General features: G+C 59.9%; 9 protein-coding genes and 1 pseudogene. 3 read left to right on the top strand and 7 right to left on the bottom strand.

Features of this window, described 5'->3' with window-relative positions; all coding sequences use genetic code 11:
- Positions 1 to 183: 183 nt before the first annotated feature.
- Positions 184 to 648 (top strand): annotated as a pseudogene (locus DW49_RS0117475) (AraC family transcriptional regulator); the annotation flags it as partial.
- Between the two features lie 122 nt (positions 649 to 770).
- Here the strand turns inward: DW49_RS0117475 and DW49_RS0117470 are convergent.
- The 7 genes from DW49_RS0117470 to urtA all read right to left on the bottom strand — a co-directional run bounded on the left by DW49_RS0117470 (position 771) and on the right by urtA (position 7,468).
- On the bottom strand, positions 771 to 1,118 hold the full coding sequence (locus tag DW49_RS0117470) for an FmdB family zinc ribbon protein (RefSeq protein ID WP_005619902.1): 348 nt from the start codon (positions 1,116 to 1,118) through the stop codon (positions 771 to 773).
- 106 nt (positions 1,119 to 1,224) lie between these two features.
- Entirely contained in the window at positions 1,225 to 2,457 is a 1,233-nt protein-coding gene (fmdA, locus tag DW49_RS0117465) for a formamidase (RefSeq protein WP_005619903.1), read from the bottom strand.
- A 123-nt stretch (positions 2,458 to 2,580) separates the two neighbouring features.
- Positions 2,581 to 3,270, bottom strand: coding sequence for an urea ABC transporter ATP-binding subunit UrtE (gene urtE / locus DW49_RS0117460; RefSeq protein WP_005619905.1), 690 nt, complete (start codon positions 3,268 to 3,270; stop codon positions 2,581 to 2,583).
- Positions 3,271 to 3,280: 10 nt separating this feature from the next.
- Positions 3,281 to 4,042, bottom strand: a complete 762-nt coding sequence (gene urtD / locus DW49_RS0117455) for an urea ABC transporter ATP-binding protein UrtD (RefSeq protein ID WP_005619907.1) — start codon at positions 4,040 to 4,042, stop codon at positions 3,281 to 3,283.
- Positions 4,039 to 5,214 carry an urea ABC transporter permease subunit UrtC gene (gene urtC, locus DW49_RS0117450; protein ID WP_024420539.1) on the bottom strand — a complete coding sequence of 392 codons (1,176 nt, stop codon included), beginning with the start codon at positions 5,212 to 5,214 and terminating at the stop codon, positions 4,039 to 4,041. Before urtC ends, urtD begins: the two co-directional genes overlap by 4 nt.
- A gap of 10 nt (positions 5,215 to 5,224) precedes the next feature.
- The gene (urtB, locus tag DW49_RS0117445) at positions 5,225 to 6,142 is read right to left on the bottom strand and encodes an urea ABC transporter permease subunit UrtB (protein ID WP_024420540.1); all 918 of its coding nucleotides are present in this window, start codon (positions 6,140 to 6,142) and stop codon (positions 5,225 to 5,227) included.
- Positions 6,143 to 6,223: 81 nt separating this feature from the next.
- Positions 6,224 to 7,468, bottom strand: coding sequence for an urea ABC transporter substrate-binding protein (gene urtA, locus DW49_RS0117440; RefSeq protein WP_005619911.1), 1,245 nt, complete (start codon positions 7,466 to 7,468; stop codon positions 6,224 to 6,226).
- A 271-nt stretch (positions 7,469 to 7,739) separates the two neighbouring features.
- Here urtA and DW49_RS0117435 point away from each other — a divergent pair, with 271 nt between their 5' ends.
- Together DW49_RS0117435 and DW49_RS0117430 are read left to right on the top strand one after the other, a co-directional pair.
- A complete protein-coding gene (locus DW49_RS0117435) occupies positions 7,740 to 11,111 on the top strand; it encodes a hybrid sensor histidine kinase/response regulator (protein ID WP_005619912.1) in 3,372 nt (1,123 codons plus the stop codon).
- The gene (locus DW49_RS0117430) at positions 11,098 to 11,766 is read left to right on the top strand and encodes a response regulator (protein WP_005619914.1); all 669 of its coding nucleotides are present in this window, start codon (positions 11,098 to 11,100) and stop codon (positions 11,764 to 11,766) included. The genes DW49_RS0117435 and DW49_RS0117430 overlap by 14 nt, the downstream gene beginning before the upstream one ends.
- Positions 11,767 to 11,970 lie beyond the last annotated feature (204 nt).

The following is an 11,970-nucleotide window of genomic DNA, read 5'->3' as shown; positions in this document are numbered from 1 at the left end:
CGCTCTTCCGATCTTTGCGATCTGCAAGCTAAGCTATTGATAAGATTTGAATTTTCCGTTAGTTGGTGGCTGATTTTTTCGAAAACAGTACACTAGTGAGGGTCGTACCCGTTCCTGCTCCAAACCTGCCCGTTTCTGCTTTTCGCTTGCGCGCCGTGCTGCTTCGCCCTCAGCATGCTGCGCATGGAAAAACAACTGAATGAACTCCGGTCGCTCGCGGCGGGGGCTGAAAATCGCCGCACCGAAACCGGCATCCCGCGCGTGGCAATGGTTCAGGGCAAGATCCCGGAGCACCTGCTGGCCGCGGTGTATGACCCGATGATCAACGTGATCCTGCAAGGCAGCAAAAGCATGACGGTCGGTAACCGGACGCTGAGATATGACCCGGCGACCTATTTCGTCATGTCCATCGAACTGCCGGCAGTGGGCTCGGTGCATCCCTCCGCTTCTGGGGAGCCTTACCTTGCGGTCAGCCTGACACTTGACCCGACCGTGTTGTCCACGCTGTTCGCCGACCTGCCCAAACCTGTCAGCCACGCCAAGAACAACGCCGGGTTCTCCGTGGCAGCGGTCACCAGCGACCTGATGGATGCATGGCTGCGCATGCTGCGATTGATGGGCGACCCGGACGCCATCGCCCGAGTAAGTGGCCGTGCGAATTGAGTGATGGCCGGGCGCGCACATCAATCTGCAAAAAACAGATAGCAACATTCCGCCAAAAAAATATTTATCAACTGGCATTATTAAATGCGTCAGTTGAAGAGCAGCCCTCAGTGGCTGATCATCCACGGCCTGCCCGCAGCCTTCCCTTTGAGGGCATGCGGGTTTGCCTTGGTCGGTTGCACCGCTTTGGCAGGCCCACAGCACCCGCAGCCTTTTGGATGACGCTTGCTGTCTTGGTACTCCGCCACGGTTTTAGGCGCATGGGCACTGCGTTCATTGGCGGCGATGGCGCTTCGGGTATTACCCGCCATGGTCGCCAGACCGGGCGCTGACAATATCACCCGCATGCTGGAGACTTCGCAGACCGGGCAATCGCAAGGCAGCGCACTCTCGGCCATTGGGCGCAGGGCCGTGAAGTAGCCACACTCGGGGCAATCGTATTCGTACATGGGCATACACAGTTCTCCGAAAAAACACTCGTCGGCAAGGCCAATATCGTTCGCTCGTTCTGGTGAAAGCCACTTATAAATAGCCGCCACCAGAACGATCCCGGGCGGGCGATTACTTGTCGGGCGCAATCGGCAAGTCGATGCTGCCGTCGATAAAGCGGGTCGGGCCGTCGGCGTTCGGGTTGATATCGAACTTGAAGATCTCGGTCGGCAGCCAGAGCGTGGCGCAGGCATTGGGAATATCGACGATGCCGCTGATATGGCCTTGCACCGGTGCCGAACCCAGCAGCGCGTAGCCCTGCGCGGGCGAGTAGCCGAACTTGGTCATGTAGTTGATGGCGTTGAGGCACGCCTGTCGATAGGCGACGTTGACGTCCAGGTAGTGCTGCTGGCCCGATTCATCGACCGAGATGCCCTCGAAGATCAGGTACTTGTTGTAGGTCGGCACGATCGGGCTGGGTTTGAACACCGGGTTCTTGATCCCGTACTTGGCCATGCCGCCCTTGATCAGCTCGACGCGCATGTGCACCCAGCCGGCCATTTCAATGGCACCGCAAAAAGTGATCTCGCCGTCGCCCTGGCTGAAGTGCAGATCGCCCACCGACAAACCGGCACCGTCCACGTACACCGGAAAAAACACCTTGGAACCACGGGACAAATCCTTGATGTCGCAGTTACCGCCGTGTTCGCGGGGCGGCACGGTGCGCGCGCCGGTGGCAGCAGCCAGGTCACGCTCGGGCCCGCCTTTCATCTTGCCCAAGTGCGCAGTTTTGGCGTGCGGCGGGTTGGCCAGCGGCGGCACGCGCCCAGGGTCGGTATCGATCAGCTCCTGCTCGCGACGGTTCCACTCGGCGAGCATCTTGTGGTCCGGCAGACAGCCGATCAGCCCCGGATGGATCAAACCGGCAAACTCGACACCGGGAATGTGCCGCGAACTGGTCATCATGCCCTTGAAGTCCCAGATCGCCTTCTGAGCCATCGGAAAGTGGTCGGTGAGAAACCCTCCGCCGTTCTGCCTGGAAAAGAAGCCGTTGAAGCCCCACTGCGAATCAGCCCGAGCACCGATGTCCAGCAAGTCGACCACCAACAGGTCGCCGGGCTCTGCGCCGTGCACACCCACCGGGCCGGACAGGTAATGGACCGTCGAAAGATCGACGTCGCGCACATCGCTGGCATCGTCGTTGTTCTTGATGGCCCCGGCGGTCCAGTCGTAGGTTTCCAGAATGAAGTCTTCACCGGGCTTGACCCAGCACGCCATGGGGATATCCGGGTGCCAGCGGTTGTGGATCTGCTCGTTTTCAGTCACAGGCTGATTGAGGTCGACTTTGATCAGAACTTCGGTCATGGCGTATCTCCTTTCTCGGGAATGTGGCTTATCGCGGGCAAGCGGATGCCTTGGGCCTTGCGCGACAGACAACGCGCAGGCCCGCGATAACGGTGTTTCAAGTCATAAAACGTAAGGTCAGGCCTAAACCGACAGGTAACGACTGATCGTCGCCTCATCGACATTGACCCGGCTTTCCTCGACGACAAACCGGCCCTTCTCGATCACCAGAAACCGGTCGGCGATTTCCAGGGTGAACGACAGCACCTGCTCGGACACAACGATGGTCAGGTCATGCAGGGAACGGATCTCTTTGAGCGTGCGGGCGATGTCCTTGATGATCGACGGCTGAATGCCTTCGGTGGGCTCGTCCAGCAGCAGAACCTTGGGTTTGGTCGCCAGTGCACGAGCGATGGCCAACTGTTGTTGCTGCCCACCGGACAGGTTGCCGCCGCGTCGCCCGCGCATGTCAAACAGCACCGGAAACAGCGCGTAGAGGTCGTCCGGCACCTTGCCTTTGGCTGAGGCTGGCAGACCGGTCTGGATATTTTCCAGTACCGTCATGGCCGGAAAGATCATTCGGCCCTGAGGCACGTAGGCCATGCCATGCTCGACCCTGGCGTGGGTTTCCATCGCCGAGATGTCGACGCCGGCAACTGTCACCTGGCCACCCCATTGCGGCAATATGCCCATCAGGCTTTTGAACAGGGTGGTCTTGCCCATGCCATTGCGGCCCATCACCGCGACGATTTCCTGCTTCTCGACCTTCAAGTCCAGGTTATGAAGAATCTGGCTCTGGCCGTAACCGCACGCCAACTGGTTGATCGCAAACATGCTGTGCTCCTCAGTGGCCCAGATAGACTTCGATGACTTTCGGGTTCTTCTGCACCGACTCCATGCTGCCCTCGGCAAGCACCTTGCCCTGATGCAACACCGTGACCTTGTGCGCGATGCTTTTGACGAACTCCATGTCGTGCTCGATCACCAGCACCGAGCGGCCCTGGCTGATCCGCTTGAGCAGCTCGGCAGTTTGCGCACGCTCACTGACGCTCATCCCGGCGACGGGCTCGTCGAGCATCAACAGCTCCGGGTCCTGCATCAGCAACATGCCGATTTCCAGCCACTGCTTCTGGCCGTGGGACAACAGCCCTGCCTGCTGGCGTAACAGGTCACCCAGAAAAATCTCTGCAGCCACCTGATTCACCCGGTCCACCACTTCATCGGTACGCTGAAAAAACAGCGCGCCGAACACCGTTCGGCCTTTGGGGAACGACATTTCCAGGTTCTCGAACACCGACAGGTTGTCGTAGATCGACGGGGTCTGGAACTTGCGACCCACACCGGCACGCACGATGTCGTATTCCTTCATTCGGGTGAGCTCACGGCCCTTGAATTCAATGCTGCCGCTGGTGGCGCGGGTCTTGCCGCAGATCAAATCGAGCACGGTAGTCTTGCCCGCGCCATTGGGCCCGATGACGACGCGGACTTCGTTGCGGTCGATGTACAGATTGAGATCGTCCACCGCCTTGAAGCCGTCGAAAGACACGGTCAGCCCTTCGATGGCCAGCACCGGCTTGGGCATGTGAAACGCGGTCGGCTGGCTCATGACTGAGTCTCCACGCTGCTTTTCACAGGCGCGCTTTTTACGGGTGCGTGGCCAGCGCCGGGAATGGCAGGCGCGACCGGCTTGTCACTGCGCTTGAAGCGCCCCAGCCACTTGCGCCCGTGGCTTTCCCACAGACCCGCCAGGCCATCAGGGAAGTACATGACCACGGCGATAAACAACCCGCCCATCAGGTACAACCAGAGCTCTGGAAAGGACTCCGAGAAATAGGTTTTCCCGTAGTTGACCAGCAACGAGCCATACACCGCGCCGAGCAACGACATGCGTCCGCCGACTGCAGCAAATATCACCATCTCGATAGACGGCACGATGCCCACGAACGAGGGCGACATGAAGCCCACCTGCAGCGCGAACATGGCCCCGCCGATGGCCGAGAAACCGGCCGCGACGCAGTAAACGAATATCTTGAAGCCCGCCACGTCATAGCCCGAAAACCGCACACGCTCTTCCTTGTCGCGCATGGCCATCAACAGGCGACCCAGCTTGGAAGCCAGAATGAACTTGCCGATCAGGATGCAGCCCAGCAGCAGGCCCGCATTGACGAAATACAGAGCCAATTTGGCGCCATCGCTGCGGATGTCCCAGCCCAACAACGTCTTGAGATCGGTAATACCGTTGATGCCTCCGGTCAGGCCCTGCTGGCCAATGATCAGCACCGTGAGAATCAGCGCGATGGCCTGAGTGACGATGGAGAAATACACATCGCCCACACGCCGTTTGAACAGCGCAGTGCCGATGATCCACGCGAGCAGCACGGGCACGGCAATCACGGCGAAGACGCTGAACGTGAAGCTGTGAAACGGCACCCACAACGCTGGCAGTTCGGTGATCTGGTTCCAGTCCATGAAGTCGGGAATACCCGGCGTTGACTGGATTTTCGTGCTCTCGGGGTCGCTGGCTTCCAGCTTGAGGAACATCGCCATGCAATACCCGCCCAGGCCAAAAAACACGCCCTGGCCCAGGCTGAGAATCCCGCCGTAACCCCAGCACAACACCAGGCCCACCGCGACAAAAGCGTAGGTCAGGTATTTACCGATCATGTTCAGACGAAAAGCGTCCAGGGTCAGCGGAAAGACCAGCAGAATCAGGGCCGCGAGGATCAGCAGGCCAATGACGCCCTGTCGTCCGCCCATGAGTTTGTCTATTGCGTTCATCGGGCGACCTCTACTTGCGAACTTTGCTTGAGAACAACCCTTGCGGGCGCATCAGCAGAATCAGAATCACGGCAGACAGGGTCAGCACCTTGGCCATCGATCCACTCATGAAAAACTCGGAAATCGACTGCGTCTGGGCAATGGTGAACGCCGAAGCAATCGTGCCCAGCAGGCTTTGCGCACCGCCGAAGACCACCACCAGAAACGTGTCGACGATATACAGCGACCCGGCCGTCGGCCCGGTGGAGCCGATGGTGGTAAACGCTGCGCCCGCCACACCCGCCACGCCGCAACCCAGCGCGAAGGTCATGCGGTCCACTTCGCGGGTATTGATCCCCACGGCGCGGCTCATCACCCGGTTCTGCACCGTTGCCCTTACATGCAGGCCCCAACGCGTGCGGTACAGCATGAGGAAGATGCCGCCGGTCAACAGCACGGTCAGCGCCATCACGAACAGGCCATTGCGCGGGATCTCGATGGTGTCGCTCAGGCTGACCGCGCCCATCAGCCACTCGGGCGGGTTGGCGCTGACCTCACGGGCACCGAAGATTGAACGCAGCGCCTGTTGCATCACCAGCGACAACCCCCAGGTCGCCAGCAAAGTGTCCAGCGGCCGGTGATAAAGACGACTGATCATCACCCGCTCGACCACCCAGCCAATCGAGCCCGCCACCACGAACGACAGCGCAATGGCGAAGAAAAAGTAGTAAGGCTGCATCCACGGCATATAGGTCTGCACCAGCGTCGACAGCACATAGGTGGTGTACGCGCCGACGGTCAGAAACTCGCCGTGGGCCATGTTGATCACGCCCATCTGGCCGAAAATGATCGCCAGCCCGAGCGCCATGAGCAGCAGCACGCAGAACACCGAAAGCCCGTTGAACCCTTGCATGGCGGCGATAGCACCGAACTCAGATAGCCATTGCATGGTGATAGTCCCCGAATGAAGAGAAAGGCAGGCGAAACACCGTCAGGGTGGGAGCCGACTGCCTCCCACCCTGCGCAGCGCTTACTGGTAGCCTTTCGGGAAAGGGTTGGGCTCGATCAGGTCGGATTCGTAGATCACTTTGAACTGGCCATTGGCTTGAACTTCACCGATGCGCGTCTTGCTCCACAGGTGATGGTTTTCGTGAACCTTCACGTAGCCTTCAGGCGCCGTTTTGAGCTCGATACCCGGTGACGCCGCGACGACTTTGTCCACATCAAAACTGCCCGCTTTCTCGACCGCAGCCTTCCACAACCATGGGCCGAGGTAGGCAGCCTGGGTTACGTCGCCCATCACCGAATCCTTGCCGTATTTAGCCTTGAACGCGTCAACAAAGGCTTTGTTGTTAGGGTTGTCGAGGCTCTGGAAGTACTTCATGGAGGCGAAGAAACCTTCCATGTTTTCGCCGCCGATGCCGAGCAATTCGTCTTCGGTGACCGACAAGGTCAGCAGGTTCTGTTTGGTGGACGTCACACCGGCGGCCTTGAGTTGCTTGTAGAACGCCACGTTGGAGCCACCGACCACGGCGGCGAACACCACATCCGGTTTCTTCAGCTTGACCTTGTTGATCAGCGAGCCGAACTGGGTGTTGCCCAGCGGGTAATAATCCTCGCCGACCACCGTGCCATGCAGGACGTTTTCAATGTGCTTGCGAGCGATCTTCATCGAGGTACGCGGCCAGATGTAATCCGAACCGATCAGGTAAAACGTCTTGGCGCCCTTCTCTTTGGCAATCCAGTCCAGGCCCGCAAGAATCTGCTGGGTCGCTTCCTGGCCGGTATAAATCACGTTTTTGGATTGCTCCAGGCCTTCATAGAACGTCGGGTAGTACAAAAGCCCGTTTTCCTTCTCGAACACCGGCAGCACGGCTTTGCGCGAGGCCGATGTCCAGCAGCCAAACACCGCCGCTACCTTGTCGCCGACCAGCAGCTTTCTGGCCTTTTCGGCAAAGGTCGGCCAGTCGGACGCACCATCTTCCTGCACCACTTTAATCTGCCGACCGAGAATGCCGCCCGAGGCGTTGATCTGCTCGATCGCCAGGCGCTCGGCCTGAATCGAACCGGTCTCGGAGATCGCCATCGTGCCGGTGGCCGAGTGCAACTGACCGACAGTGACTTCGGTCGCGGTAACCGCAAGGCCAGTGGTATTGGCGTCAGCGGCGATGGCTGCCTGAGCAAAGAGGCTGGCGGCAATCAGCGACAGCGCCGCCGTGCCCAGGGCCAGCCGTCGGGGAAGTGAGCGCGTGGCGCTTTTCAGGGTTGTGTCCATGGTGCGGCTCCTGTGCGAGTGAGTCCTGACTGACGCTCTGTTGGCGTCTGGTCACGAGGTGGGCTCAGCATGAAGCGGCGTGCACGATGCGGGTATACGCAGCATGACGTAGCGGCATACGTCATTTGACTTACCGCCAGCGGGCGGATTTGCAGGCATTATTGCGCACCTGCGCAAGCCGCAGGCATGGATATTGCTGGCTTTTGTTGTACAGCGTTTGTTTGATCAGGGAGCTTCGAACGACCTATTACCCCTCCTCTGGAGACGTACCGTGCGACCTTCAGGCTCTCAGCGCATCATAAAAATTCGCCGCGACTACAACCGCCTGGTCGCCGACGAAACAATGGAGGACTACGCGCTCAGGTTCACGCCCAAATCGTTTCGCAAATGGTCGGAATGGCGCATTTCGAACACGGCCGTTGGTGCCGTGTCCTTTTTGGCACTCGAGGCCATCGGCGGCGCGTTGGTGATCAGCTACGGGTTCACCAATACCCTCTGGGCCATCCTCGCCACTGCACTGGTGATCTTCCTGACCGGCCTGCCGATCAGCTACTACGCGGCGCGCTATGGCGTCGACATGGACCTGCTGACCCGTGGCGCCGGGTTCGGCTACATCGGCTCGACCATCACCTCCTTGATCTACGCCAGCTTCACCTTTCTGTTCTTCGCCCTTGAAGCGGCAATCATGGCCCTGGCGCTGGAGCTGTACTTCCACATTCCGATTGCGCTGGCCTACATCATTTGCTCAATCATCGTCATCCCGCTGGCGGTTTACGGCGTTACCCTGATCAGCCGATTACAGATGTGGTCCCAGCCATTGTGGCTGACGCTGCTGCTGGTGCCCTATGTGTTCGTGATCTGGAAAAACCCCGAAGCCCTCGGCGACTGGCTGAGTTTCTCTGGCCGCGAAGGTGAAGGCGGCACTTTTGACCTGTTGTTTTTTGGTGCGGCGTTCAGCGTCGCGCTGTCGTTGGTGACGCAGATCGGCGAGCAGGTCGATTACCTGCGCTTTCTCCCGGAAAAGACCCGGCACAACCGCAAACGCTGGTGGGCCGCATTGCTCATGGCCGGGCCGGGATGGATGATCCCCGGCGCGCTGAAAATCATGGCCGGAGCCTTCCTGGCCTTTCTCGCCCTGCAACATGAAGTGCCCGTTGAGCGCGCTGCCGAGCCGACGCAGATGTACCTGGTCGCCTTCCGGTACGTGTTCAGTTCCCCCGAGTGGGCGCTGGCGGCCATGACCCTGTTCGTGATCATTTCCCAGATCAAGATCAACATGACCAACGCCTACGCGGGCTCGCTGGCCTGGTCGAACTTTTTTGTCCGCGTTACCCACAGCCATCCGGGGCGCGTGGTCTGGCTGGTCTTCAACGTGGCCATCGCGCTGGTGCTGATGGAGCTCGGCGTGTTCGATGCCATCGAGCAAGTGCTGGGGCTGTATGCCAACGTCGCCATTGCCTGGATTGGTGCGCTGGTCGCGGATCTGGTCATCAACAAGCCGATGGGCTGGTCGCCGAAACACATCGAGTTCAAGCGCGCGCACCTTTACGACATCAACCCCGTGGGCGTCGGTGCCATGTCGATTGCCTCACTGGTGTCGTTCTGCGCCCACTTCGGGCTGTTCGGCGCCATTGCTCAAGCCGCACCGCCCTTGATTTCGCTGGCCATCGCGCTGGTCACCGCACCGCTGCTCGCCTGGCTGACCGGCGGCAAGTACTACATCGCCCGCACCAGCTCCGACACCCTGCTCTACCCGCAAGGACGGCAGGAATCATTGCTGTGCGGCCTGTGCAACAACGCCTTTGAAACGCCCGACATGGCCTACTGCCCGGCGTATCGAACGCCCATCTGTTCGCTGTGCTGCTCACTGGATGCGCGTTGCGGGGACCAGTGCAAACCACGGGCGCGGCTGTCCATGCAGTTCGAGGATTTGATCGGCAAGGTGCTGCCGCGCTTTCCGCGCCACTACCTGCACACCCGGCTGGCGCAATACCTGGGCCTGTTGACCATTCTGGTGGCGGGCTCGTCGGGGGCGCTGGCGCTGATCTACAACCAGGTTGCTCATGGCCTGATCGATCAATCGCCAGAGGCCCATCACCTGTTGATGCTGGCCTTCCTGAAAGCGTTTTTGACCGTTTGCGTGTTCGCCGGGGTCCTCGCCTGGTGGGTGGTGCTGACCCGAGAAAGCCGCCGGGTGGCGCAGGAAGAGTCCGAGCGCCAAACCTCCCTGCTGATCCAGGAAATCGAAGCTCACGAAAAAACCGATCAGGCCCTGCAAAAAGCCAAGGAGGCATCCGAAGCCGCCAACGCAGCGAAAAGTCGCTACATCACCGGGCTGTCCCATGAACTTCGCACGCCCCTGAACAGCATTTTGGGCTTTACCCAGATTCTGCAACGCGACACAACGACCCCGCCCCATCATCAAGACCCGCTGGCAACCATCATGCGCAGCAGTTCGCACTTGCTGTCGCTGATCAACGGGTTGCTGGACGTTGCCAAGATCGAGGCAGGAAAACTGAAGCTTGAGCCCACCGAGATTCTGTTTCAGGAATTCCTCCACGACCTGGAAAAGATGTTCGCCAGCACCGCTCAGGAAAAAAACCTCGGCTTTCGCCTGGAGCTGGAGGGCCGCATGCCCATGGTGGTGCGCGGAGACGAGAAACGGGTACGGCAAATCCTGATCAACCTGCTGGGCAATGCCGTGAACTTCACCGACAGCGGCGAGGTGGTGTTACGGGTCAGTTATCGCCGCGAGACCGCCATTTTCGACATCGTCGACACCGGCATAGGCATTGCCCCGGAGCAGATCGAACGGATCTTCCAACCCTTCGAGCGTGGCGGTCAGACGCGCCATGACAACGGCGTCGGCCTGGGCCTGACGATCACCCGCATGCTGACCGCGCTGATGGGCGGCGCGCTGTCGGTTTCCAGCACGCCAGGCGAAGGCACGCACTTCAAGGTGCGCCTGTTTCTGTCGGAAGTGCGGGTGCCCAAGGCGGTGATCGACGTCAATCATGACGTGGTCGGCTATGACGGCGAGCGGCGTCTGGTGCTGGTGGTTGACGACCACATCGAGCACCGCAAGGTCATCAGCGGCATGCTTGAGCCGCTGGGCTTCACCGTCGCCCAGGCCGAAAACGGCATGGAAGCGGTTCGCCAGGTGTCCCTGCTGCACCCGGACCTGATACTGATGGACCTGTCCATGCCGGATATGGACGGCTGGGCCACCATTCGCATGATCCGCCGCAACGCACGCTCGAACGCGCCGGTTATTGTGCTGTCGGCCAACGCCAACGCAACCACCGACGACGACATCGGCCACGACTACCTGTCCAAACCCGTGCACCTGCGCGACCTGCTGGATCGCCTCAAACATCACCTCACGCTGAATTGGCAACATCGCCCCCGCACTGCCAGCGAAACAAAAACCCCGTGGATCCTGCCGCCGCGTGAAGACCTTGAAGACCTGTACACCCTGTGTGGTCTGGGGCACGTGCGCTGCATCCAGAACAAACTGGACGCCATTGAAAGCGGCAACATCGCGAGCGGCAGTTTTGTCACCGACCTGCGCGCGCTGGCCAAAGGTTTTCGTCTGGATGAACTCAGCCTGCACCTCAAGGAGATGCTTGATGAACGCCCTTAGCCAACCCAGCCACAAAGGCGTCATCCTGATCGTTGACGACACCCCGGACAACCTCGCGCTGCTGTCGGATGCGCTGGACGAAGCGGGCTACATGGTCATGGTGGCGTTGGACGGCATCAGCGCCCTGATGCGCATCCAGCGCCGCCGCCCGGACCTCATCCTGCTCGACGCCATGATGCCGGGAATGGACGGCTTCGAGACCTGCCGGCAAATCAAGCAACAGCCCGACGCCTCGAACATCCCGGTACTGTTCATGACCGCCCTCACCGACAGCGAACACGTCGTCGAAGGCTTCGAAGCCGGCGCGATCGATTACGTGACCAAACCCATCCAGTGCAACGAAATGATCGCCAGAGTCGCCTCCCACCTGCGCACCGCACGCACCCTGCAATCCGCCCGCAGCACCTCGCAACCACCCGGCATCAACGACGCCGCCGCCTACACCCGCCTCTCCAGCAGCTTTCAACTGACCGAACGCGAAGTCGACGTGCTGCGCTGGGTAGCGTGCGGCAAGACCAACAAGGACATTGCCGATATTTTGCAACTGAGCCCCAGGACGGTTAACAAGCACCTGGAGCATATCTATGTGAAGTTGGGGGTGGAGACGCGGACGGCGGCGACGTCGGTTGCGTTGGCGGCGATGGCCAGGGTGTAGGTTTTAAGGGGACGGCCTACGCTTAAGCAAATCCAGACAGGACGTCTGGACACAAGGCGTCGTCTGTAGCTTAACTCCCACAAGTGTTTCAGAAAGTAAGCACAGCATCAGACGATCGGCCCGGCTATCGGTCGCAGGCTCAAGCATCGACAGTGGCAGCCCTTGGATGCGAGCTACGAACTGATTGCCAAATGTGTTGGAATG

Source organism: Pseudomonas avellanae BPIC 631 (assembly GCF_000444135.1).
In the GTDB taxonomy this organism is placed as follows: Bacteria; Pseudomonadota; Gammaproteobacteria; order Pseudomonadales; family Pseudomonadaceae; genus Aquipseudomonas; species Aquipseudomonas avellanae.
Note: the sequence above shows the minus strand (reverse complement) of the source record. Positions and strands in the feature narration are given on the sequence as shown.